Source organism: Prochlorococcus marinus CUG1415 (genome assembly GCF_017696015.1).
In the GTDB taxonomy this organism is placed as follows: Bacteria; Cyanobacteriota; Cyanobacteriia; order PCC-6307; family Cyanobiaceae; genus Prochlorococcus_A; species Prochlorococcus_A marinus_AE.
Genome location: NZ_JAAORL010000002.1, coordinates 345,166 through 369,178 on the forward strand (window position 1 = coordinate 345,166; position 24,013 = coordinate 369,178).

General features: G+C 30.9%; 32 protein-coding genes and 1 pseudogene. 20 read left to right on the plus strand and 13 right to left on the minus strand.

Annotation, left to right across the window (positions count from 1 at the left end):
• Positions 1 to 89: 89 nt before the first annotated feature.
• Both HA143_RS09880 and HA143_RS07990 read right to left on the minus strand, forming a co-directional pair.
• A complete protein-coding gene (locus HA143_RS09880) occupies positions 90 to 224 on the minus strand; it encodes a hypothetical protein (protein WP_257469960.1) in 135 nt (44 codons plus the stop codon).
• Positions 225 to 299: 75 nt separating this feature from the next.
• The gene (locus tag HA143_RS07990; protein ID WP_209085734.1) at positions 300 to 809 is read right to left on the minus strand and encodes a hypothetical protein; all 510 of its coding nucleotides are present in this window, start codon (positions 807 to 809) and stop codon (positions 300 to 302) included.
• A 155-nt stretch (positions 810 to 964) separates the two neighbouring features.
• On the opposite strand from HA143_RS07990, the gene HA143_RS07995 reads away from it, so the two are divergent.
• The 4 genes from HA143_RS07995 (at position 965) to HA143_RS08010 (ending at position 3,258) form a co-directional block, all read left to right on the plus strand.
• Positions 965 to 1,183: a hypothetical protein gene (locus HA143_RS07995; RefSeq protein ID WP_209085736.1), complete on the plus strand. Its 219-nt coding sequence runs from the start codon at positions 965 to 967 to the stop codon at positions 1,181 to 1,183.
• 596 nt (positions 1,184 to 1,779) lie between these two features.
• Complete coding sequence (locus HA143_RS08000; RefSeq protein ID WP_209085739.1) at positions 1,780 to 2,208, plus strand: cupin domain-containing protein; 429 nt, start codon at positions 1,780 to 1,782, stop codon at positions 2,206 to 2,208.
• Positions 2,209 to 2,278: 70 nt separating this feature from the next.
• Positions 2,279 to 2,563 (plus strand): DUF3764 family protein, encoded by a 285-nt coding sequence (locus tag HA143_RS08005; RefSeq protein WP_209085742.1) that lies wholly within the window; start codon positions 2,279 to 2,281, stop codon positions 2,561 to 2,563.
• Positions 2,564 to 2,862: 299 nt separating this feature from the next.
• Positions 2,863 to 3,258, plus strand: a complete 396-nt coding sequence (locus HA143_RS08010; RefSeq protein ID WP_209085745.1) for a hypothetical protein — start codon at positions 2,863 to 2,865, stop codon at positions 3,256 to 3,258.
• A 77-nt stretch (positions 3,259 to 3,335) separates the two neighbouring features.
• Here HA143_RS08010 and HA143_RS08015 read toward each other — a convergent pair whose 3' ends face one another.
• Positions 3,336 to 3,734, minus strand: coding sequence for a hypothetical protein (locus HA143_RS08015; protein ID WP_209085748.1), 399 nt, complete (start codon positions 3,732 to 3,734; stop codon positions 3,336 to 3,338).
• 422 nt (positions 3,735 to 4,156) lie between these two features.
• Between HA143_RS08015 and HA143_RS08020 the strand changes: the two genes are divergently transcribed.
• Entirely contained in the window at positions 4,157 to 8,080 is a 3,924-nt protein-coding gene (locus HA143_RS08020) for a tetratricopeptide repeat protein 28 (protein ID WP_209085751.1), read from the plus strand.
• 57 nt (positions 8,081 to 8,137) lie between these two features.
• Complete coding sequence (locus tag HA143_RS08025; protein ID WP_209085754.1) at positions 8,138 to 8,902, plus strand: neutral zinc metallopeptidase; 765 nt, start codon at positions 8,138 to 8,140, stop codon at positions 8,900 to 8,902.
• On the opposite strand, the gene HA143_RS08030 is transcribed toward HA143_RS08025, so the two are convergent.
• The 7 genes and pseudogenes from HA143_RS08030 to HA143_RS08060 all read right to left on the minus strand — a co-directional run bounded on the left by HA143_RS08030 (position 8,899) and on the right by HA143_RS08060 (position 10,950).
• Positions 8,899 to 9,297: a hypothetical protein gene (locus HA143_RS08030; RefSeq protein WP_209085757.1), complete on the minus strand. Its 399-nt coding sequence runs from the start codon at positions 9,295 to 9,297 to the stop codon at positions 8,899 to 8,901. The two genes, HA143_RS08025 and HA143_RS08030, sit on opposite strands and share 4 nt — an antisense overlap.
• A gap of 404 nt (positions 9,298 to 9,701) precedes the next feature.
• On the minus strand, positions 9,702 to 9,881 hold the full coding sequence (locus HA143_RS08035; RefSeq protein ID WP_209082982.1) for a hypothetical protein: 180 nt from the start codon (positions 9,879 to 9,881) through the stop codon (positions 9,702 to 9,704).
• A 102-nt stretch (positions 9,882 to 9,983) separates the two neighbouring features.
• Positions 9,984 to 10,211, minus strand: coding sequence for a M protein (locus HA143_RS08040; RefSeq protein WP_209085766.1), 228 nt, complete (start codon positions 10,209 to 10,211; stop codon positions 9,984 to 9,986).
• Position 10,212: 1 nt separating this feature from the next.
• Positions 10,213 to 10,353 (minus strand): annotated as a pseudogene (locus tag HA143_RS08045) (chlorophyll a/b-binding protein); the annotation flags it as partial.
• A gap of 20 nt (positions 10,354 to 10,373) precedes the next feature.
• Positions 10,374 to 10,634: a high light inducible protein gene (locus HA143_RS08050; protein WP_209085773.1), complete on the minus strand. Its 261-nt coding sequence runs from the start codon at positions 10,632 to 10,634 to the stop codon at positions 10,374 to 10,376.
• Complete coding sequence (locus HA143_RS08055; RefSeq protein ID WP_209085776.1) at positions 10,634 to 10,843, minus strand: high light inducible protein; 210 nt, start codon at positions 10,841 to 10,843, stop codon at positions 10,634 to 10,636. The genes HA143_RS08050 and HA143_RS08055 overlap by 1 nt, the downstream gene beginning before the upstream one ends.
• Positions 10,843 to 10,950, minus strand: coding sequence for a high light inducible protein (locus HA143_RS08060; protein WP_025931137.1), 108 nt, complete (start codon positions 10,948 to 10,950; stop codon positions 10,843 to 10,845). The genes HA143_RS08055 and HA143_RS08060 overlap by 1 nt, the downstream gene beginning before the upstream one ends.
• Positions 10,951 to 11,264: 314 nt before the next feature.
• Here HA143_RS08060 and HA143_RS08065 point away from each other — a divergent pair, with 314 nt between their 5' ends.
• The 6 genes from HA143_RS08065 (at position 11,265) to HA143_RS08090 (ending at position 15,707) form a co-directional block, all read left to right on the plus strand.
• Entirely contained in the window at positions 11,265 to 12,344 is a 1,080-nt protein-coding gene (locus HA143_RS08065) for an NmrA/HSCARG family protein (RefSeq protein ID WP_245210917.1), read from the plus strand.
• A gap of 340 nt (positions 12,345 to 12,684) precedes the next feature.
• The gene (locus HA143_RS08070; RefSeq protein ID WP_209085779.1) at positions 12,685 to 13,197 is read left to right on the plus strand and encodes a thermonuclease family protein; all 513 of its coding nucleotides are present in this window, start codon (positions 12,685 to 12,687) and stop codon (positions 13,195 to 13,197) included.
• Positions 13,198 to 13,794 (plus strand): prepilin-type N-terminal cleavage/methylation domain-containing protein, encoded by a 597-nt coding sequence (locus tag HA143_RS08075; RefSeq protein ID WP_209085782.1) that lies wholly within the window; start codon positions 13,198 to 13,200, stop codon positions 13,792 to 13,794. It begins immediately after the preceding gene.
• A gap of 104 nt (positions 13,795 to 13,898) precedes the next feature.
• Positions 13,899 to 14,201 carry a hypothetical protein gene (locus HA143_RS08080; RefSeq protein ID WP_209085786.1) on the plus strand — a complete coding sequence of 101 codons (303 nt, stop codon included), beginning with the start codon at positions 13,899 to 13,901 and terminating at the stop codon, positions 14,199 to 14,201.
• 176 nt (positions 14,202 to 14,377) lie between these two features.
• Positions 14,378 to 14,605, plus strand: a complete 228-nt coding sequence (locus tag HA143_RS08085; protein WP_209085789.1) for a hypothetical protein — start codon at positions 14,378 to 14,380, stop codon at positions 14,603 to 14,605.
• A gap of 478 nt (positions 14,606 to 15,083) precedes the next feature.
• Positions 15,084 to 15,707 carry a hypothetical protein gene (locus HA143_RS08090; protein ID WP_209085792.1) on the plus strand — a complete coding sequence of 208 codons (624 nt, stop codon included), beginning with the start codon at positions 15,084 to 15,086 and terminating at the stop codon, positions 15,705 to 15,707.
• A 255-nt stretch (positions 15,708 to 15,962) separates the two neighbouring features.
• On the opposite strand, the gene HA143_RS08095 is transcribed toward HA143_RS08090, so the two are convergent.
• Positions 15,963 to 16,439 (minus strand): macro domain-containing protein, encoded by a 477-nt coding sequence (locus tag HA143_RS08095; protein WP_209085805.1) that lies wholly within the window; start codon positions 16,437 to 16,439, stop codon positions 15,963 to 15,965.
• Between the two features lie 263 nt (positions 16,440 to 16,702).
• On the opposite strand from HA143_RS08095, the gene HA143_RS08100 reads away from it, so the two are divergent.
• From HA143_RS08100 to HA143_RS08135, 8 genes are all read left to right on the plus strand, one after another.
• Complete coding sequence (locus tag HA143_RS08100) at positions 16,703 to 17,644, plus strand: ADP-ribosylglycohydrolase family protein (RefSeq protein WP_209085808.1); 942 nt, start codon at positions 16,703 to 16,705, stop codon at positions 17,642 to 17,644.
• Positions 17,641 to 17,931, plus strand: coding sequence for a hypothetical protein (locus tag HA143_RS08105; RefSeq protein ID WP_209085811.1), 291 nt, complete (start codon positions 17,641 to 17,643; stop codon positions 17,929 to 17,931). The genes HA143_RS08100 and HA143_RS08105 overlap by 4 nt, the downstream gene beginning before the upstream one ends.
• A 656-nt stretch (positions 17,932 to 18,587) precedes the next feature.
• Complete coding sequence (locus HA143_RS08110) at positions 18,588 to 18,743, plus strand: hypothetical protein (protein ID WP_209043515.1); 156 nt, start codon at positions 18,588 to 18,590, stop codon at positions 18,741 to 18,743.
• A gap of 79 nt (positions 18,744 to 18,822) precedes the next feature.
• The gene (locus HA143_RS08115; RefSeq protein ID WP_209085813.1) at positions 18,823 to 19,008 is read left to right on the plus strand and encodes a hypothetical protein; all 186 of its coding nucleotides are present in this window, start codon (positions 18,823 to 18,825) and stop codon (positions 19,006 to 19,008) included.
• The gene (locus HA143_RS08120) at positions 19,009 to 19,158 is read left to right on the plus strand and encodes a hypothetical protein (RefSeq protein WP_209085815.1); all 150 of its coding nucleotides are present in this window, start codon (positions 19,009 to 19,011) and stop codon (positions 19,156 to 19,158) included.
• Positions 19,159 to 19,588: 430 nt separating this feature from the next.
• Positions 19,589 to 20,131: an orotate phosphoribosyltransferase gene (gene pyrE / locus HA143_RS08125; protein ID WP_245210918.1), complete on the plus strand. Its 543-nt coding sequence runs from the start codon at positions 19,589 to 19,591 to the stop codon at positions 20,129 to 20,131.
• Positions 20,132 to 20,204: 73 nt separating this feature from the next.
• Positions 20,205 to 20,387: a hypothetical protein gene (locus HA143_RS08130; RefSeq protein WP_209085817.1), complete on the plus strand. Its 183-nt coding sequence runs from the start codon at positions 20,205 to 20,207 to the stop codon at positions 20,385 to 20,387.
• A gap of 84 nt (positions 20,388 to 20,471) precedes the next feature.
• Positions 20,472 to 21,659 (plus strand): hypothetical protein, encoded by a 1,188-nt coding sequence (locus HA143_RS08135; RefSeq protein WP_209085819.1) that lies wholly within the window; start codon positions 20,472 to 20,474, stop codon positions 21,657 to 21,659.
• A 414-nt stretch (positions 21,660 to 22,073) separates the two neighbouring features.
• Here the strand turns inward: HA143_RS08135 and HA143_RS08140 are convergent, their stop codons facing one another.
• Positions 22,074 to 22,691 (minus strand): hypothetical protein, encoded by a 618-nt coding sequence (locus tag HA143_RS08140; RefSeq protein ID WP_209085821.1) that lies wholly within the window; start codon positions 22,689 to 22,691, stop codon positions 22,074 to 22,076.
• A 136-nt stretch (positions 22,692 to 22,827) separates the two neighbouring features.
• Positions 22,828 to 23,982: a carbohydrate porin gene (locus HA143_RS08145; RefSeq protein WP_209085823.1), complete on the minus strand. Its 1,155-nt coding sequence runs from the start codon at positions 23,980 to 23,982 to the stop codon at positions 22,828 to 22,830.
• Positions 23,983 to 24,013 lie beyond the last annotated feature (31 nt).

Below are 24,013 nucleotides of genomic sequence, written 5' to 3' on the forward strand. Positions count from 1 at the left end.
TATGAAAGTTCTGGATAATGCAATGTATTAATTACTTATTAATAATTAACAGCCTCTATATTCTTACTAAACCACACAAATATAGTTTTCTATTTTAGAGCTATCAAAAGTACACCAAAAATAAGTGTTGATGATAAAAAGCCAACTCCTAATAAAGTAGCAATTATGCTTGTATTTAAATAAACCTTTACGGTTGCAAGTTCATTACCTTCTTTTTTAGCCATAATAAATTTTATTTAAATAATGATCTTTTAAAATATCAAATCCTACAAATAAGTTTAAGTCTCTGATACAAATATTTATTTAGGAAATGAATTCTTTAAATAGTTAAATAAAAAACCAGTTTTCTCATAAATATGAATTTTTTTTCTTCTTAATTCAATCCCATAAGGATTTGTAAATATCGCCAATAAAATTCTTAGAAATCTAAGTAAATTACTTTTTGTTTCTGATTTCAGATCAATTGGCTTGTTAAGTTTTGCAAAACAATCTTGATTAATAATTTTATTTACAAGTAAGTCCTTTAAAACTTTTTTTCTCACTTCAACAGAAAGACTACTTAAAAGAACCTGTAAGCCTTTCATTGAAGATAAATCTCCGTTTAATATTTCTCTTATAATGCTTTGAAATAATATCTCCCACTTATAAGGTTCTTTCTCAAAAAGATATAAAGCTGGACTATCTTTATTAGCAATTAATAACCTATTGCTTTCATCCAAATCATTTTGGTCTGAATGCCAATAAGAATATAATGGTGAAAGCTTTTTAAGCTTAGATAAATCAACCAAATACTTAAACAAGAATTTCATTAATATTATAAGTAAATAAAGAAACATCATCATTAATAAATAAATGAAAGATTCAGATTTTAAGTTCTTATAAATTGGGTATTTCTTGCAGGTAGTAAACATTATCTTATTTTGTGAAAATAGAGGTATATAAAAATCTAATCTTTATAAAAATTATGCTTTCTATAATTATGTTTGGAACTAGTAATTGGGTGCCTTCAGATTACCTTCTATATCTTGTTTTGATTATGGGGGCACTAATAACAGCTGGCGTAGCTATGTCTGTTTTTTCATTTTACGAAGATCACTATTGGGGAGATAGGAATTTTAGAAATCAACTTAGATTTCATCCTTCTCATAAGAATTTATCCAATCATAATCCTAGAGAAATCTAAATAAAATTAATTTCAAAAAAGGTTGCTTATCTAAAAACAACCTCTTCTTCCAATGTAATAATTTATTTTTCATGACAATACATTTTATCTTTTTTAAAAGATGATTTTCTAAATTAATAAAAATTGAGCTTTAACATCAAATTCAAGGAGTCTGCCGTCCAGCTACAAAAACAAAAGCCCGCATCCAACCCCTACTCGTAACTTAATCATATTTTAAATTTTGACAAAGATTTCTAAAGATTCTTGATTATTCATTACCGCCACTGATTCAACCCAATTCCATCCTTAACTTTCTTTCCTAAATAGGAACTTTTAAGGATAATTAATCTAAATTACAAAGTTATCCAAAATTTACTCAAACCATATATTTTCGCCAAAACCGATGGGAAAAAGTCTCCTAACTACTGACTAATTAACCATGTACCTTTATTTATTGCAAGCGTTCTTAAAAATCAAAAAAACTAATCCATAACTCGTCAACATTTTTTATTGATTGAAATAACATAAAAAAAACACTTAAAAGTTAAATTCGGTACTGAAAAATATTGTAAAAATAAATATTATAAGCCTAAATAATTTTCTAGGAATCGAAATTCATGATTAAGAATTTTTGCATAGTAATAGCCTTTGCTTTAATGCTCATCAACCCAAGTATTTCTATAGCTGCAAAATCTCCTGTTGATGTACAAGAAGTCTTTGTGGGCTCTGAGACTATGGATGGAGATGCTCTTAAATATCCAAAAGGTAAAGCTGAAATAAGATTACAAAGAATCGAGTTAGCCGAGGGAGGGATAGTCCCACTCCACTCTCATCCAATTCCATTATTAGGAAATGTTGAGCAAGGTTCGATCGTTGTTAAAAGACAAGGAATGGAAGATCTTACATATACTGCAGGGGATACTTTTATAGTTGGTCCAAAGACACCAAAACATACAATGGGTAATGCAAAAACTGATAATGCAATAGTTTGGTTCGCAGCAATAGGAGCAAAAGATATCCCAATCCTAATTCCCGCCGAAGGATAATTTTTAACTTTAAATCAATTTTTTTTGATTGACAGGCAAACTAAAATAAGGAGCAATTAGCTCTTTTTGTATGACTATTGAAACTACTGTGTTCACCTTTAAACTTTCAAATACATTTGAGGAGTGGGTAAAAATGTTTGATAGTCCTGAGATAGTTGCATTTCATAAATCCGTAGGTCTAACTCCACTCTATCGAGGCAAAAGTTTAATTAATCCTAAAGAAGTTATTGTTATTCATCAAGCTAAAGAAGGAATAGCTAAGCATGTATTCTCAGATCCAGAAACCATAAAGAATATAGAGGCTGGAGGTCACATATATAGCACAACAAAAATTACAAGTTGGGTTTCAGATTAGTTAAAACACTTACTTTTGGAACTCTAAAAATTTAATATAGATTATTTTCAAATTCAGGTCTCATTTTAATTAGTTTTAAAATTTCTAATTCAAGTTCCTCTTCGTAATTAAAACCTAAAACATTGAGTGAGCTAAACCTAATGAAGTTTATTTTTTTTAAGTTATTTCCATTTTTGTAAATTAATAACTTAATAATTGATTTTTATGATTTAAAGAAAATGCTTAGTTTTTGATTCAATACCTTAAAAACCTTTAAAGAATTGACAGTAAATATAAAATGAATTAGCTCCTTATTTTGTATGAAGTTAAAAAATATTTTAAAAACTACTGGGATTCTTCATATTCTATTGGGATTATTAATTATTTTCCTACTAATTTTTTCTGTAGAGACTATTGCTGGAAATGCATCTAATGAAACATTGCTTCTTGTTAGAGGTACTGCGGATGTTGTAGCAGCTAGTAATTTAGGTATAGGTTTTTTATTGATTATTGGCAGCTCTATCAAAGATAAAAAATCTATAAAAAAAGTTTTATCAGGTGAACTAGCTTTAATGGCCTGTTTGTTAGCAGTAGCTTTATTCAATACTTTTAATGCTGGAACAATTGTTGATGGAGGTCCTCCACCTCCTTTTTGGTTTGTTTTGATAGTCAACCCTATATTATGTATTTATGGATTAGTTAAAAGGAAAAAATGAAACGCTTAATTTTATTTATATCTTATTATGGCTTTATGGAATTAGAAGAATTATTTTTAATTTCATCCTCATTTTCTTTACCAAAAACTTTTGCTAATAGGCTTTGAGGTATATAAATTATTTGATAAATTTTTCGCACATTTATCATTAGTAAATATGATATTTTTTTTAGTTTTTTGCCATTTTTGATTTAGAAGTTTTAATCCTTCAATATCATTTTCTAATAGAGCTAACTTTGTACCCTTAGTCTTTATTTCTTCAAGTAATGGAATCATTTGATTATGATTCTTACACCAATTAGCAGAATAGAATTCGTACCCTTTTCTTTTACTCTCATCCATAAGCAAGCTTAATGAATTACTGGCTTTTCTAATGTCTGCTTTTAATTGAATTTTTTTTGATGCTTCTCCTTTTGGAAGTTGCTCAAATTTATTAAAATAAATACATCTTTTGTATATAAAGACGTAATAAATCACAATTGTAGTGATTGAAACACCTGCTATTAATAAAAAAATTAAAATCCATTTAATAAATTTATTTAATTTAAATTTTTTATCTTTTTCTCCTATATTTTTTTATTCATGAATAAAATTAATTTTTATTATTTTTTTTAAAATTATATCTACTATTAAATTTAGAAATCTTTTTAAGTGATCATTGACATACATTTACAGAGATGAACAAATCTCACTTAGCACTTTCATTAAAAGTGACTTTAATGGATAATAAATTGATATTCAAAAAAGTTACCCAAACTTTAATCAAATCCTATATTTTTGCCTAGAATCCATGTTAATAAAGAGACCTAATTACTTGCTAATGAAGGTTGAACCAAAGAAGAAAAACTCATAGGCATACTCTGAAAAATTAATTGAAAAATTTATTCTTATCAAGAAAAATGTTTTATATTCTAATACTACTTATTAGTTATGTAGCATTACCCTTAAAAGTAATTTCTGATAACACCAATTTAAAATCATCAAATAATAAAACTGAAAATATCTTTTCCATCATAAATAAAAGTAATTACTTCTTTGATCAAGGAGTAAAGAAAATGAATAAGAGTGAATATAAAGAAGCTTTAGAAGATTTTAATAAAGCGATAGAAATTAATCCTAGTTTTACAAATGCGATTTTTAATAGAGCATTCATGAAAGATAAACTTGGTGATTTTTCTGGTGCTATAGATGATTACTCAAAAGTGATTGAACTTGATCCAAAAGATATTGATGCTTACTTTAATCGTGCACTTTTAAAGTCAAATAATAATAATCCTCAAGGCGCAATTGCTGATTACTCAAAAGTGATTGAACTTGATCCAAAAGATATTGATGCTTACTTTAATCGTGCACTTTTAAAGTCAAATAATAATAATCCTCAAGGCGCAATTGCTGATTACTCAAAAGTGATTGAACTTGATCCAAAAGATATTGATGCTTACTTTAATCGTGCACTTTTAAAGTCAAATAATAATAATCCTCAAGGCGCAATTGCTGATTACTCAAAAGTGATTGAATTAGACTCTAAATCTAAGAAAGCATTATTATTTAGAGGCACTGCGAAATATCAAATTAAAGATTATAGTGGCGCAATATTAGATTTTTCGGTAGTTCTAAAACTGGAACCTAAAGATGAAGAAGCATTATTATTTAGAGGCTTGGCAAAGACACGTTTAAGTAACCAAAGAGGGGCGATAGAAGATTATTCCCAAATAATTACTATTAATCCAGAAAACGTTGCTGCTTTGGAATCAAGAGGCATAGGTAGGGTGATTTTAAAAGATTACAAAAATGCGATTAATGACTTTAATAGGATTCTAGAATTAGAACCTAAAAACTATGTAGCTTTTGCTTGGAGGGGTAATGCTAAAGGTGAATTAAAGGATTTTGAAAATGCTCTAAAAGATTTTAAACAAGCTTTAAAAATCAATAAGGACTATAAAGATGCATTAGATTTCAAATCATCTCTTGAAAAAAAAATAGCCTTAACAAACAAGATTGAGGGATTGGATCAAATTTGGAGTCTTCAGAATCAAATTCAAGAATATAAAACTAAAAAAGAATACAAAAAAGTTATTGAAAGTTATAAAAAGATTTTTGAAATAGAATCTAGAATTAATCGTCAAACTTCATTTCCTCTAAGTTCAATAGCTTATCATTATGAAAAGTTGGGAGAATACGAGAATGCTCTCAATTATCAATGGAGAGCAATAAAACTTGAAGAATCTATTTCTGGTAAAGATTCTATAAAAGTAGCTAATCTTTTAAGCGATTTAGCATTCCTTTATCAAGGAGGAAAATATTATCTTCCAAAAGAAAAATTTGAAGAAGTTTTTAAAATTTATAATAGAGTTTTAAAAATAAAAGAAAATGAATATGGGATTAATAGTATTCAAGTTGCTGCAACTTATCAAAATATAGCTTCACTTTATTCAGCTAAAGCAAATTGGGAAAAAGCCATTGAATTAAGGGAAAAAGCAATAGATATTTTATCTAAGGTAAAAGATCCAAAAGATTTTTATACATCGGTTTTAGACTATAAAGGCTTTTTATTCTCTCAAATTTCATACGATCTTGTAAACGCAGGTAACCTAATAGGAGCTAAAAGTTATGCCCAAAAAAGTCTGGGAATCAAAACAAAACTTTATCCTAAAGATCATGAAGAAATTGCAGGTGCATATGAATCTCTTGGATCTATTTTTTATTACTTGGGAGACTTTGCAAAATCGCAAAGCTATATAAATAGCGCTTTAAAAATTTATAAAAAGGATAATAAAAAATATAAACTTGAATTAGATTCTTTACAAAAACTTGATCAAATAATTACATATTTAATTGCAGCAAAGGAGGGTAAAAAAACAACATTTAAAAATAGTATTTTACTTTCATCAAATATGAATGAGGATGACCCTGAAGCATCTTTAAAACTCACTATTGATTCTGTTTATCTCACTTTGAGAGGATCTTTTGATAAAGCAATAAACTTATTAGAAAAAAAATTAAAATTAATAGAAAAAAATAGAGGAATTGATAACTTTGATTTTTTGAGAACATTAAGTTCTATTGGAGAAATATATATTTTTAACGGGGATATTATTAAGGCAGAGGAGTACTTAGAAAGAGCCTTAGAAAATTACAATTTGTACTTTAATACTAATATCATTAACAATGAAATTTTAGAACTTTATCAAAGAGTTGCCACACTTTATATCTTAAAAAAGGATTCTAAAGAGGCAGAAAAATTCATTGAGAAAACAATAGAATCGTCTATAATTTTCGCTAAAGAACAATCCCAATATTTAGCTGAAAGTGATCGCAAAAATTTTGCTAGTTTAATTTTATCGCCATATGAAACTCTATTCACAGTAATTGATGAACTTCCGAATGGTAAACAATTAGCCCTTAAGGCAAGAATTAACAGGCAAGGTTTATTAGAAGACATTGAAAGATATCAATCAAGTTTCTCAAATTTGAAGAATGAAGAAAAAGAAATAGCTTATGAAATAAAACAATTAAATATTAAATTATCAGATGTATTACTAAATAAGGAAGACTCTCAAAAATTAAGTAGAAAGAAAAAAAAACTTGAAGAAAAACTATACTCTAAATTACCTTCACTAAAACCAAGAATTATAGAAATTCAAGAGATTAAAGATCTACTTCCAGAAAATTCTGCATTGATTGAATTTCAAAAATATCGCTCCTTAGAAATTAATAAAAGAAAAAATTCCTCCTCTAACAATCTTGGTGATTACAAATATATAGCTTTAATACTAAAATCAGATGGTGAAATTCTAAAAATTAATCTTGGACAAGCAGAAGAGATAGAAAACAAAATCAACGAAGTTTTAATAAGTATTGAAAACATTAATCCTAATTCACAAGATCTTTTAGAAGAACTTGGAAATTTGATAATAAAACCATTAGAAAAAGCTATAAAAAATACAAATACAATTTTCATTGCTCCTGATGCCGAGCTAAATAGGATACCTTTTGCAGCTATTGGTTCTTATGAAACAAATAAACTATTGGGAGAATTAAAAGAAGTAAGATTATTAACTACTGGAAGAGAATTAATAGAGTTAGCAAGAAACAAATTAACTAGTAAGAAAAATTCTTTGGTTGTAGCAAATCCTAAGTTTGATTTAACAAAAAAATCATTGATTATAAATATTGAAGATAATAATTCCCCTCAGAAAAGATCAGGTATCCTTGATAATCGTAATTGGCAAGAATTAAAAGGAACAATTGAAGAGGGAGAGATAATTGCAAGTCTTCTAAATGGAAAACTACTAATGCAAGAGGAAGCTACCTCTATTGCTATTCAAGAAACTCAGTCCCCAAAAGTTATCCACATAGCAAGCCATTCATACTTTGTTGATAACAAAGATGAAAAAAATCCTTTACTTAGGAGCGGGATAGTACTTGCAGGAGCTAATAATCCTAAATTATTTCCTAATGATGATGGTTATCTAACTGGACTAGAGATTACTAGACTTAATTGGCAAGGTACTGAATTGGTTGTTATTTCTGGTTGCGAATCTGGTAAAGGGGATAGTGAATCTGGAGAAGGGCTATTTGGACTTAAAAGAGCAATTTCTGTTGCAGGAGGCAGATCAAGTATTCTGTCTTTATGGGAAGTGGACGATGGGGCTACTGCATCTTTTATGAAAAGCTTCTACAAAAAATTAATTAATGGAGATGATAAGGCAACTGCTTTAAAGAAAACACAAAATGAATTTAAAAAACATCCGATACCTGGATTTAGGCACCCATATTTCTGGTCAGCATTTCAATTAAGTGGAGATTGGAATAAAATCTAATAAAAAATAATTGTTAAACAATAAGATTAGTCTATAATTAAATAAAATTTTGAAATCTTGAAAAAATTTTTTTCATTTATCTTATTTTCCTTTATTTTTGCTGAGGGTAGTTACGCAAATATTTTTGATAACTTAAGGAATGAAGGATCAAAGAAAACTGATATTTTCACCTACATAGATAAAACAACTAAGTTCTTAAACACTGAGTGGGATAAAGATGAGGATTTAAAAAACGCATTAAGACCACCACAAATTTTACCAATAGCTGCTGATTCAAAAGTATATGGTGGATGCGGTGAGTATTCAATTGGGGCAGAAGTAGGTGGGAGTGCTTATTGTCCAAGGACACATACTATTTTTTTGGTTCCAGAACAGCTTCAATATTTTGCGGATGAATTTGGACCATCTGCAGTAGCTTTTGTTGTTGCTCACGAATACGCTCATGCAGTGCAGTTAGCTTTTGGTATTTTAGGAACTTTAAAAGATCCAGCTTTAGAACTCCAAGCAGATTGCATAGCTGGAGCATTTATAAAAGATGGGAGTTCAGAGATAGGAATAACAAGACAAGATACTCTTGACATGGCTAATTTAGCTTATGCAATAGGAGACCCGACTCATGGTAGTGGAGCTCAAAGAAAATATGCTCTCTCAGCAGGCATGGGAATAATTGATTATGGATGTACTAATAAAGAAATGGAAAATTTGGGTAATAACAAAGTAGATACTTCTATTGTGTCTACAAAAAGATCTATTGATTCAAAATTAAATTTAAATATAACTCCTTATCCAAAAACTATCGTAGGTTCTTTTAAAGTTAATTAATCAATTTTATATATATAGTTTTTGCTGCCCTTATTATTTTTTAATCCTGAAAAACCTTTAGGTTGAGAATTAATTCTTTCTGTCAGTTCTGCTGCAATTGCACTACAACCTCCTTTTGACTTTATATAAGCTGAAGAATCTGCAAAAAATCCCTTTCTTTGAATAATGTTATAAACCTGCCAAGGCTCCATATTAAATTCGTCTTTCATAAATTGATTTACATTTTCATATGCTTCATCATCTCTAAATATCCCATATTCTCTAGCACAAAAATTAATCCCAAATGAAATGTAAGCATAGATATATGGATCTTTTAAAGCATTTACTGGCGCAATAATAAAGCTAGAAGTAAATCCAATGATTATTCCGGATAAAGATAAAAATTTCTTAATCATACATATTACAAATTTATAAAAATCCTACTTTCTTTGAAATAGTTTGCAATTAAATACTTGTCGCCCTTAATAAAAATTAATTAACAATCAAAATTAATTATTTCTTTTAAGGCATATAAAAAGTTTCACTTTCCTAAATAGAAACTTTGATGGATAATAAATTTATAAGGATAACACGTCCTCCAAGCCTTAAAAATCGCCGAGATCCCTTTATATAAATGAAAAAAAAGTTTAGCTAAGGAAAAGTACATCCTAAAAACTATTACAGGAATCTTAAGGATTAGATATTTTTTATTCAAACTTTAATCAAACTTTTAGAAGAAATTACACACTCTTGCAAACAGAAAAAAAGCCTGCCTATATCCCTAAAAGCAAGCTCTCATGACGATTTAATTTTTAAATATTTATACTGGCAATCTACAATCAAGTTCTATTATTCCTTCATCCATTAATCGACCAATTTTTAAAACTATTGCCATATCTAACCTTGAAAATTGTGATTGATGATTTGTAATCCAATCCAATTCAGATAAAGTTATTACTCCAGTTGTATTAACTTTGAGAAAGAGAATTCCTAAATTCATTTATTTAATTAGTTGCTTTTTTCCTTTAGATATCATTACCACTGGCACTAATAGATATATAAAGAAGGAGATTAAGAAAATATCTATGGTTCATTGTTTTATCTATAAATTTTTTAAATCCTGCTCTATTTTCTCTAATTTTTGATTAATTTCTTTTTGCTCCCTCAATAGAGCCTTTTTCTTTGTTTGAAGTTCTTTGTTAAAGGGGGAATTAAAGTATTTTTGATAAGCAAGGATAAAAACAGCCAGTGCCACCACAATACCTATCGCACCAATTATTAGTAAGGGAGAAGATGGCAAATCGTAAAAAGGTATAGAAAGTAGAAGCATTTTAAAAAATACCTGGAATGATCCAGCCAAAAAGACCGTAGTTTACTACTAATGCCAAGAATCCCATCATTGCCATTCTTCCATTAGTTATTTCAGCATTTTGCCAATAATTAGGTTGTGATTTTTCCATTTTATTTGTAGTTAATTGTTTTAAGTTTTTGGTTAAACGAAACCTGGAATAATTTGTCCGGTAGTTAGATATGCACCAATAGCAGCCATAAGACCAAGCATTGCAAATCTACCGTTAATAGTTTCTGCAACTACTTTTTCCTTTTCAATTGTTTGTGTTTTTGTTTTTGAATTTTTCATTTGATTGTTGTTTAAATAGATTAAATTTTCTTCTTGAAATTGTTTAGTTAAATAAGCGAGGACTAAAGCAGTTAATGAGACCATGAAAATCAAAAAAATTGATAATGTGCTCATTAAAAAATGCCTGGAATAATTTGACCAGTTGTTACGTATGCACCTAGCAATGCAACGAATCCAATCATTGCCCAACGACCATTAACTTTTTCAGCATTTTGAGGGTATCCCTCATATGCAACAGATTCATCTATATATGGAAGAGTTTCTGAAGGAAACATATTTTGTCTTCCATCAGATTCAGTTGTTATGTATGAAGAATTTATCATTAGAACCAACCTGGAATAATTTGACCAGTTGTTACGTAGGAACCAACAGCAGCTACGAAGCCTAGCATTGCTGCCCATCCATTAAATCTTTCTGCTTCAGGAGTCATAATTTTAAAAAAAATATTACGTAAAGAAATATAACATAAATATTAACAGATGTAAAGAAACTTATCTATAAGTTTATATATATAGCGATAATTACACGGATCTGTCACAGTAGCGTACAGTTTTTGGTTTATTTACAGCAACTATTAGACATCCAAGCAGTAACTCAATGAATGACATAATAATTTTCTTACATCTCTAGGAGAAAAAAGGAGCGACAGGGTACGAACTTGCGACCTAGCGTTCCTAAAGCATACTCACGATCGAGAAGAAAATGCTTTACATTTTGTAACAGCAATGTAATTTTTCTTAACAATTGAGTGTATCTCCACGGGTTGATCTTTCTCACAGCGATTTATCTAGTTATGAGGAACTTAATCAAAAAAACTCTAGGCCTGTTATTGCAGTGACAATGGCCTCCAGTCGACAGGGGTCTTCAGTCGTAAGGCATTTGTCGCAAAGTGGTGTTTTTCAGATTAGAGCAATTACTCGTTCTCCCTATAGTAAGAGGGCTAAGGTTTTAGCTAACTTGCCAAATGTCGAAATTGTTCAAGGAGATCTCCTTGAACCAGAAAGCTTAAAAAGAGTTTTTTCAGGGGTTTACGGAATATTTGGCAATACGACGCCCACAAAAGGGTGGAAATTGGGCCGTGGAAGCATGGTTCGTGAATATGAAATAGAGCAAGGGAGAAACTTAGTAGACGTTGTAAAGCAACTGGCTGGATTAGGTACATTAAAGCACTTTGTTTTTAGTTCAGTTTGCAAACCCAAGGACCCTCTAAAGAATGAGCCAGCACCAGGACATTTTACAAGCAAGTGGAATATTGAGGAATACATACTAATTAATGGGTTGAAAAAACTTTCAACAATTCTTCGACCTGTTAGCTACTTCGAGAATTTCGATAGTGATCTTCCTGGTGTGCAGATTTCCGAATCAATTTTCCCGGGAGTTGTCCACAAAGACAAAGTTTGGCAAACCATCGCAGTTGATGATGTTGGACTATGGACGAGGGCTGTTTTTGAACATCCCAAAAGGTTTTGGGGAGAATCAATGAATATTGCTGGAGAAGAGATGACAGGGCAAGAAATGGCGGCCCTATGGCAAAAAATAAATCCCAATGCATCTCCTTCAGTTCGCTATTCAATGATCCCACGAAATCTTATGAATTTCATTGAGCACGATATTGCGCTAATGGCTAGTTGGATAGAAAGAGCAGGATATGGAGCAGATTTGAAAGCGCTCAAAGTCCTAGCGAACGAGCTAGACATAACTATGACCCCTCTATCTTCCTGGCTTAAGGGAAAGGCATCAGGCAAAACAAAAAAAAGATTGCCTAACATTGATTTACAAAGAAGATTTGCTCCTTTACCTAGTCTTCCCAAACAGGGGAATTGATCAAGCTATAACTAGCATCTCACGTAAAGCAAAGGATCTAGGGACAAGCTTCAGGAGTGTTCGCAAAGATACGTCTATGTTTTGTGTAGATTTTGTGTAGATAGAAATTTGCTTTTACTGAGATTCTAGTCGGGGTGATAGGATTCGAACCTGCTACCTAGTGCTCCCAAAGCACTTAACAAGCCCAGTTGTGCACTATATCTACAGACCATGACTAAATAGTTGCGGGGTATTGCAGGATTTGACATTACAAATTAAGAGTTATTTGTCGGTGATTAGTTTTTTAAGAAACTTGATGAAAATAATTCTTAAACAAACTAAATTAATAGAAATTTGTTTTATGAAAAAAATAATTATTTTTAACTTTATTTTTTTACTAATTACGACTTCAAGTTTGTTTGCTAAGTCCAAAGATATCTTTATTGCTCATGGCGGAAGACTTAATTCTGAAGACTGTCACAATGACATAAAAAACAACAGTTATCACTGCCATAACAAAAATAGTCAAAGAGATAAGCTCGAATCGAACAAAAAAAATGCAATTATTGAGAGTTGTTATGATGGGGATACTTGTACAACTAGTGAAGGCGAGAAGATAAGGCTGGCTTGTATTGATACTCCTGAATTAAGAGGACCAAAAGCTCAACCTCTCAAAGCCGAGGCTGCAAAGGATTATCTAAATAATCTAATAGCTGGGAAAAAAGTTTTTATTAAAAGAATTACTAAAGATAGATATGGCAGGACAGTTGCTGAGTTATCAATAAATGGGAAAAATATTCAACAAATTATGTTTAATAGTGGTTATGCAAAAATATATTCAAAATATGCATATCAATGTGCTTGGTCAAGATAGATGGCATTAAACGAAAAAAAGAACGAAAATAATGGATTCACACTAATCGAACTTGTTGTTGTGATTGGAATCTTATCAATACTGAGTAGTATTAGTTTGTTCTATTTTAATGGCGTTAATAGAAAAGCTAGAGAGGTCGCAGCTCAAAACGCTCTGTTAACGATTAAGAAGGAATGCGAAACGAATTATGCGTATTCCTTACCCCTATTTTATCAGGATAAAAGGCTCCAAAAATATGCAATCTTATCTAACGGACAAAATAGTTGCTATGGAAATTCAATAACTGGTCTGGTGAGTGCAGTGCCAGAAGAAAAAGATTTAAGCCCTTACTATTACTACAATTTTAACGATGGAGAATTAAGTTGTGCTTACAAAAATGGAGAAAAATTACCAATTTCAGAATGTAATAGCAATAATTTAGATAAATCCAAACATAGTAGTAATAACGATAGTGATCAAGATAACGATGAACCTCCCAAAAAATATAAATGTGCAGATATAGTTGACTGGAATTTAGCTCAAAAACTTCTTAGTCAAGGGCACTCATATTTAGATCGGGACAAAGATGGCGAGGCTTGCGAAGTTCTAGCTGATTAATATCAAAGACTAATTACATAAAAATATATGAGAACTTCTACTCAGATCTAGGAAAAGGATCTTTAGAAAAGTCTTGTAAGGTTGTTGAAACTATAAGTAATAAGGTGAAAATAGATTTTGACGAAATATTCAAAGAATTTAGAAGGTTTTGCGTTACCGCTTCGGATAAAAAATGGAATAAATCCTATGTCCCTGTGCTCCGTAAATGCCAAGAGCTATTAGAAAGATCGAAAGGTGAACCATCTGACGGTGAAGAATTAATGATATCTTGCCTTGAAAAATGGGAAGAAGGTAGTAGCTCGAGACAAATTGCAAAAAGAGTAATTTATAAATTTCTTGAGTGGGCAGTTCTTAGGGCAAAGATTTCTAATATGTATGCATCTGTAACAATACAAGAAAGAAAGTAAAAAGGGTTGGTTATGCCTTAGAAGATGAACAAATTCTCCAATTAATAGCTGCAGAGAAGAGTCTTTTGAGCATAGATGGAATAAAGCAAGAGCTCTCCTTTTGAAGAGTAAATAAAGTTGTTGACTCTTACCCTTATCAGCTGCTATAAATATTAGTACAGTTGTACTATATAGTTATGGAGGATTGGCAGGAATGGGATTATCTAGAGGACGAAATATTAGTAAGAAAACGACGGAAGATTTGTATTACTTGCAATCACTTCAGGTACAGCACGACAAGTTCTTGTGTCACCATCCTTACTTGTCCGTTTCATCAAAAGCTTATTCCTCAAGGTGACCATCTAGTTAAGGGATGTAGATACTGGAGAGAGAACGGTAGAATTTTTGCTCCAGAAGCAGCTTGAGCATTAAGTACTTGGTTCTTTAGAGAGAGCATTCAACCTAGTCTATGACTGAGTTTTACATACCTAGCTGGTATAGATATGGGAATCTGCTGGCATAAAAGACTCTCTCATTCCCTGAAAAGCATTGTAAATAATAGGTTTATTAATTTCAGAAAAAGGTTACTTCAAGCGATCTGTTTCTATATTTTTCTAAACTTTCTTCGAACAATTATCTTCGATAAACTTAATAAAATGCTTTGGACTTGGCTGAATAATGAAAAAGTTAACAAATGCCATACCAGCACCATACCAGCAGCCCTATTTCTCGCAAATTATAGACTATGACTGAACCCAATTACTGGCTAATGAAAAAAGAGCGAGATGCATTTTGCTAGTCATAGCAGGGGTTTTATTTTTTACAAAAAATTCCATTCGAACCTCATTCGAACTTTTTATTGATTGACATAAGAAATATAATCTAATTAATGAATTAAATTAAATGGATAAAGATAATTTAAGTCCAATTTTCAAATGGATTGATACTCTACCTAAAATTTTTAAAAGAATAATCTATGCAATTATTTGGATTTCACCTTTTGAATTGTTTGTAATTTTAACTTATTCCTCAACTTCAACTTTATATTCAATTGACCCAAATAGAAATGCAAGTCTCCCAAAATTAGCAAATTATTTACAAGGATTTCCTTTAAATCAATTAGAGAATAGTAGTGAACTTTCCAGACTACTTCTAGATAGGACTAAAGAACTAGAAATTATGGCAGCTCCTTTTTATTTACTATCTATCATTGCTCTTGTTAGTCTACTGAGTTGGCACTTTAAAGGTGCGCCAGGCAACAAAAATCGTTTAATACGTATTTTATTAAATCCTCTTTTATCCGTAATACCTCTACTTTTAATTCAAATACAATCTGTTTTTGGGAGTAATACCGTTAAACAAATAAATTCACTCGTTAATATTGACTTAGAATTAAGCAAGTTTATTGGACTAACAACCTATATATATTCAAATATTTATTCAACCACTATTATTTCTTGTTTTTATTTTATATTTGTTTGTTTGATTGTGATTATGGGGAATAAAAAAGCCAGAAACTTAATTTAAAAGATAATTATTATCAATTACAAATAAACTTTCCTGAGAATTTCCGATCAAATAACCCTATAGCAACCCTCACTTTCCTAAATAGATTATTTTAATGGATAATAAATTTATATCTGGATAGATATTCTAACTTAATTCGAACTAAATAATTTCGCCGAGATCCCATGCCTCAACAGGAACCTAGCTACTGGCTAATGAAAAATGCCCATGACTAGCTATTACTTGGATCTCAAGGAATCATAATTTTTTATAGTTTTAACCTGATTTAATTTTTTTATATAAAACTAAAATTACTTTACCCGTGAAGTTACTTTTAGATATTTCTTCGCTCATAAATTTAATAACTAATTCTTTTCTTATACCTCCAGTACCTGCTCCAATTAATGGGAAAGCAACTGAATTAATTTTTTTATTTAAGCAAATTCTTAAAGCATTTTTTGTAGATTCTCTTATTGATTTTTCTGTAGCAACCCAGAAAATATTTAGCCCAGCTACATGAATAATACCTTTGAAATCTAATTTGCCCGCTGAAGTAAAGACAGCAGATCCTGTTTTCATTAATCCTTTTTTTCTTATCTCCTTAAAGGGTTCAAACCCACCTTCTTTTTTTATTTGCCCAGATACACCCTGAGGTAAAAGTAACCACCATGGAATAAAATTCTTATTCCATGAATTTACTATTACTTCAACTGATTGCTTTAACAGATCCCCTTCTACAATTTCAAGACTCATATTTGTTTAGACTTTTGATATCTGGTATAACAAATCAATTAAATAAATACCAATGCCTAATGGACATGAAGATCACCCAACTATAGCTGAATCAGTAGTTTTCTTTTTAGTCTATCTAGGACTTGGGTTTACAGCATTTACAATATTGGGCAACTTATCAGCGGGCATTTGGATATTGATAATTTTAGTTAGTTTGTTAATTGTCTTCTTACAGAATTTGCATAAATTTAAAAAATAAAAATTATCTAATTTTTTTAAAAAAAATGAAATTATCAAATGTTTTAGAAGATAAATTTATTGGTTCTTTCATTGGCTTATCTTTAGGAGATGCATTAGGAGCTCCTTATGAAGGTGGTTTGATTGAAAGATTTTTATGGAAATTTTTTTCAAAAACACCTACAGGAAAAATGAGGTGGACAGATGATACACAAATGTCTATAGATATAGCTGAAACCTTAATTGAAAAAAAGAAAATAGATGTGAATTTTCTTGCCCAAAAATTTGCATCAAGTTATAAATGGAGCCGAGGATACGGACCAGCAGCAGGAAAAGTTCTTAAGTCCATAAGGAAGGGAACTCAATGGGAGATTGCAAGTCGGGAAACATATCCAGAAGGTTCTCTTGGCAATGGCGGTGCTATGAGATCACCATTAATTGGTCTAATGTACTTTGATAATGAAGCCCTACTTATAAAAGAAATTAGTAAAGCCACTAAAATTACACACGGACATCCTTTAGCAATTGAGGGGGCAGTTTTAATTGGTCGAGCTATTTCTTTAGCTTTAAATAAAAATAATTCTATTGATATAATCAAAATAATTATTGAGCATTCTAAAGACAATATTTTTAGAGAAAGATCCCTTTTATCACTAGAGTGGTTAAAAAACAATTCAAATATTTCTCCAAAAGAAATTTCTAAAAACTTAGGAAATGGTATTAGGGCTACTGATTCTTGTATAACATCGATTTATCTGGCATTAAGATTTAATTCCTCTACATTCTTGGAGATGATTAAATTTGCAAGGAGATGTGGAGGAGATGTTGATACTTTATGTTCTATGTCAGGTTCGATTTGGGGAGCTTTTAATGGTTTTAAAAATATTCCAAAAGAATTATTTTATGATTTAGAGGATGGCAATAGGATTAAATCTTTGGCGTGTAATTTATATAAAACTAAAAGGCAATTATCGGAGAAAATAAATTGACTGAAGAAAAGAAAAAGGAGTTAAAACCGCCATGGGGAGAGCCACCCCACTTTTGTTCAGTTTGTGGGAAACCAGGGCATTGGAGTGGATGGGAACTACATGGTCCTCAAGCTTTATGTTGGTGGCACGACTTACTACAATTTACAGATACAATCACATATCTTTTCTTAGCATTTGTTCTCACAATAGTATTAATAATTGTTCCTTTTATAAGTTTTTGGATAAAAGTTTCTTTAATAGTTTTACTTTTTCTAGGTTGGAAAAATCCATGGAGATTTTTAAAATAAATTTATCAAGATTAATCAAGTTTAAGTTGATATCAAAAAACCCATACCACCCATCACTTTCCTAAATAGGGACTTTGATGGATAATAAATTTATACACAAAAAAGTTTGGATAACATGTCCTCCAAGTCTTAAAAATCGCCGAGATCCCTTGATATGACTGAAGAAAAGTTTTAGTTAATGAAAAGTGAGCGCGTCTAGCTATTACTGGGATCTCAGGCAATCGTAATTTTTTACTCAAACTCTACTCAAACTTCTACAGACTAAAAAACTAACCGATAATTGAGTTCGGTTCGAAGTAAGAAAACCCTGAAACTATTAATCTCTTTTGATGAATAGTCTTCAAATGATAAAGACACAAAGCACAAAAACTACATTAAGTAGCAAGCTAAGTGTCTTGGAAGTAATCTGCATTAATTAAAAAGGTTTTTGTACTCGTGTGTAGGAGTGCGGGGTTAACCTTGAAACCGCTAGGCTCAAGTCCTTACGAAAAGGAAAAGTCCTTAGTCCACTTATACCGATAAAATACATTTATTACAAGTTTAGGTAACTTGATTTAGCAAACCTATAAGTTTGCTATATATCTAAGTACTTTTACTTATATGTTGAGTTGAAGACTTTAAATAATAAATGTTTGTTTTGGATCTATATATTAATTATGGACAAAGAACATTTAATTGATTTAATATCTAGCAGCATTATTTCTGAGATTAAAGATCTCGAAATTAATGAGGAAAAATTTATTGAAAATAATTATTTAAATAATCTGAATTTAAATCAGCTTAGAATAATTTCTAAAGAATTTATTTTGTAATTTTAATTGAATATTGATTTAAATAAATGAGATTATCTTTACGATCATTTGAATTTTACTAAGTTAATACCTTTTTTATATGAATGATTCAGAAGAATTTAAACCTAGCCTTAAACAAATAAATGAGGATATCAGACCTACATGGGAAGATATCAAAAAACAATCAGAAGTATTAGTTAACAAACTTGGTTGTCCTAGATCATTTGTAGGAGGGATGCTTCATGCAATAGCAAGCGACTTCTCTGATAAGAAAACTTGGGAATAAATGAAAAACTTTTTACTTGCACCACTTTTCAAACTATTCAACAAAAGCACTTTCCTCTCATCACTAAATCAAAACTCGTGCCCTGTTTTAGATGCTGAAGACATAAAAAAGCAAGAACAGAAAGAAGCTATTGAAAGGTTGTACCCATAAACTTTTAACAGAAATTTATCAGATCATATATACGATGTAGCACGGTCACATTGACCCCGTACCACCCATCACTTTCCTAATTAGAGACTTTGATGGATAATGAATTTATACCCAAAAAAGTTTGAGTAAGCCTTATTTCAAGCTTTAAAATTCACTGAGATCCCTTGATATAACTGAAAAAAGTTTTGGCTAATGAAAAGTACATCCGTCTAGCTATTACTGGGATCTCAAGGAATCATAATTTTTTATCCAAACTTTATCCAAACTTTTTAGCGATTGACAGTCTATCTAACATGGAGGGATAAAACCATCTTTATATATTATTTATATTGAGAAAAAAAGAAATACAAACTTTAAGAAGTCGACTCTGAAGGAAAATTTATTTTGAGATTACTGGTAAATTATCAAAAGCAACTTAACAACTAATTCTTTGACTGAAATTCATAGAAAGACATTACTAAATCTTATAAAAGAAAGAGCATACAAGAAAGGTAAATTTACCTTATCTTCTGGTAAAGAATCAGAGCATTACATTAACTGTAAACCTGTTAGTTTATCCTGTGAGGGAAATGCACTTATATCCCATTTGATGCTTGAACATATAGAAGATAAATCTGCAGCAGTTGGTGGACTTACACTAGGTGCTGATCCTTTAGTTTGTGGTATCGCACAGAAAGCATACTACTCAAATAAACATATTGATGCTTTGATCATAAGAAAGAATCCGAAAGGATATGGAACAAAAGAAATTATTGAAGGTAATAAGCCACCTAAAGGATCTATCGTTACAGTATTAGAAGATGTAACTACAACAGGTAGTAGTGCCATCAAAGCCGTAAATGTTTTGCGTGATGCAGGTTACATTGTGAATCGTGTTGTTGCAATCGTTGATAGAATAGAGGATCAAATTGTATGGAAAAATAACAAGATAGAATTTATTTCTCTATACAAATTAGAGGATATTATTGAATGAACTTTTGGCAATTTACACCTCTAATAATTATTGACAGTCGATCTAACATAGAGGGATAAAACCCTCTTTTTTAATGGAATTATTTATAGCTTTAGGATTGCCAATATTTCTATTAGTTGGATTAACACTCCTTTTCATGTCAGATGGTATTCCAAGTTGGGTTCAACAATTCAATAGAAATAGTTCAACTTTATGGAACTTCGGTATTGTTGCAATGGGAACTATGACGGTAATAATTTATCTAGCTAGAAGATAAGAAGTGATCTGGAATAAATCAAATACAGAAGAATTTATAAAAAAAGGAAAGGCTAAATTTGGGCTGAAATATAACTACAGCAAAGTGAAATACATCAATGACAGAACCGAAGTGATCATTGGTTGCCCTGTTCATGGTTTTATACCTATGAAGCCATTTAATCATTTGCGAAATAGAGAAAGTAATACTGGGTGCAGATTTTGCGGTGAAGAGAGATCAAGACAAGCAACTATTCAGAGAAATATTGCAGGGACAAAAAAACAAGAGGTATTAATTAAACAGTTCAATGATTTCTGGGGGGTAGGTAAGTTTGATTATTCAAAGGTTAAATACATAAAAGATGAATCAAAAATAACAGTTATTTGTCCTAAGGAGGGGCATGGAGAATTTTTGATAAAAGCAAGTGATCATTTAAGAGGTACAGGCTGTAAAGCTTGTCAAATAGATAATATGAGGAACGACCTTAAAGATAAGAAAATCGGGAAAATACATATTCTTAGAACAGTAACCAAAGAAGAAAAAAGGGAAAAAGGGAAAAAGGGAAAAGACCTTTATTGGTGGGTTAAATGTTCCTGTGGTAGTGATGAATTTATGATTGCAACAACAAATATTGTTCAGGGTGGAGTTACTTCTTGCATAGTCTGCTCAATTAGAGATAAGCAATTAAGAGTGAAGAAGAGGAACTGGGAGAAGATAAAAGGTAAAAAATTCGGAAGACTATTAATTCATAGACAATGGGGAAGTGATAAAAAATCAAGAAGTCGAGTTTTATGTCTATGTGATTGTGGCTCAACTCATATTGCTGAAGAATATGCCGTCAAAACTGGAGGTACTACAAGTTGTGGCTGTGTACCGAAAGGAGAGGACTCCTATGATTACTTCTTAAAAAATGATGAATACGCAAAAGGTGATTGTTATTTTTATATCGCTGACTTGGATGATAATTATCTAAAGGCTGGTATATCTAATGAATTACCAGTCAGAAAATCAACTCTTAAATACCGCTCTTATGATTTTGAATCCCCAAGTCTTTGTAGGTGTGAAGCTTGGGCAATAGAGCAGATCATTTTATTTGAAACCCAAAACGCTGCTCCAAAAGCAACACCTAAGAAATTTGCATGGTGGGGAGGAGGACAAACAGAAATCAGATTAAGAAAAGTGCATGATTCATTTTTTTATAAAACACGTTTCTATGAACTATTAGAAGAAATGCACATAATTGGTTGGGAAAAGCTTTATCTTGAGAAATTTGGCTCAAAAAAAGAATGCTAGGGTCTACGAAATCCTCGCCTATCAAATGAGTCATCTCTTAATTTTGAGAGAAATTTTTAAGTTTACATATAAAATTAATGGAAGTACGACAACCCCCTACCACCCATCACTTTCCTAAATAGAAACTTTGATGGATAATAAATTTATACCCAAAAAAGTTTGGATAACACCTCATCCAAGACTCAAAAATCTTCGAGATCCCTTGATATGACTGAAGAAAAGTTTTGGCTAATGAACAAAGAGCGAGATGCATTTTCCTTGTCATAGCAAGGGTTTGATTTTTTACAAAAAATTCTATTCGAACCTCATTCGAACTTTCTAGTGATTGAAACTCAACCTAATATCGCTATTAGTCATTACTAGATAAATATCTAACTTCAAAGTCAATAAAGTATGTATTTAAAGAGAACTATCCTAAATCTCTATATCACTAATCAACTCAGATCCTTTTGCACGGATAATTTGCTCTGAAGGAAAATTACTATTAGAACAAGAACATTTTCCTTTTTCTGAATTGTTAATCCAATTAATTATTCCAGTTCTTAGAGGAGAAGGGCACATTTGACTTTCCTTAAGAGAATTCATTTCATCACAATCAAGTGAATCTCCTTGATCGATAAAAAGAATCTCTTTTAATCTAAGTGAACATCTTTCATTCCATTTATCAAAGCAATTCAAATGACTAATAAGGTCATCACATGCATCTTTAGTTGAATTATATTTTTTTTTCTTAACTTGTTTTTCGAAAATAGCTTTAACAAAATCATTAAAGTTAGCTGCTTCTTGAGGCGTAAAATCTGACAACTTCTTCTTTTGTTTTATAGCTAAACCAATATTTTCTTCAATCAATTTCAATCTATTCTCATGATTATTTAATCTTATTTCTACATCATCTGAAGCATCGTTATTAAGATGTTTTTTGAAAAAATCATTTACGTACTCAACTAAAGATTTCCCTTCTTTTCTTGCAATAGTTTTTATTTCTTTTAAAAGATTTGGATCAATATTAATATTAAGTTGAGTCCTTTTCATCGAAAAATCAACTAATAAATGAATAACTAATCATTCATATAATAACCAAATTTTTCATTATTAATGACTGTCAAAATATAATCATTTTATACACTTCTAAACTTGCCAAAATATTCTGAATATATTGACTTCTTGTTTAGAATTTAAAGCTAGTTTTAACTAAAACTCCTGTTACATCATCAGCTCCATCCTTCTGAACCGAAAAGATTGAGGGCGTAATTGAAATACTATCATTGATTTGCATCTGATAAAAAGTCTCCCAGGCTAAAGGGTTATCATAACCATCATCATCCCTATGAGTTTCCGCTGTTCCAATAGCAAATCCTAGGTTATTTCCTTCTTGAATTACATCGTTCCAAAACATCCCAATTGTCCATGTATTACCATCCTCAACAGAATTTGCTGCTGTATCTGGATTATCATCGTTATCTGGATTCTTCCATCCAAAACCAGCACTTATGGAAGAAGGTAAAGCATCTGACTGATTAAAGAAATTGTAAGTACCATTTATTCCATACGAAGAATAATCATTAGCATCAGCACTATTATCTGTATTTCCACCATCAGAATATGTATAAGCAAAGGCTAGAGTATATGAATCATCTACCCATGCAAGCTGTGTAGTAATAATGTCACTTCCTTCATTTGTTAAAATACCGTTAGTAGAAGAGGCATTCTCTGAAACGAGCACCGTACTTGCTATCAAATTATCTTTAGAATAAGTAACTCCTGCTCCTGCACCCATTTTTTTTGAATAGGTATCATTAGCACCTGCTTGATTTAAAACAAATAAAATGCCATCATCACCTGGATAAGAAGTTGGCTTAACACCAAGTAAATCATCTTGACGAAGTTTAGGACCAAAAGTGACTTTGAAATTATCTCCTAAAGGAAACTTATAAAAGAGCTTGTGAACCTCAAGATTATCAGTACTGTTAAATGCTGTATCTAGCCTAGATGCTCCCATCATTCCAAAGGGAGCCATCATATTGAAATTTCCAGCTCGAATAGCGGTCATCAACATGTCTTCTCCTGTGAAGCTAGTCATTCCCATTAACTTTAAGTCGTAATTAAAAGTCACAGCCTCTCTACCTGTTACACCATCAACACCTCCCAAAACAAACGTACTCTTTCCCATAAACATCGTTGATGGAAACGAATCATTCATATTCATATGAGAATCATCATGCATATGATGATCATGATGATTCATTCCTCCTGCATGAATAGCAAGAGGCATAATTGTTCCAACCAAAGCAGGTGCAAATAATTTCTGAGTAGAAAGTTTCATTAAAAATAATTTCTAGGCAATCTAGATTAAC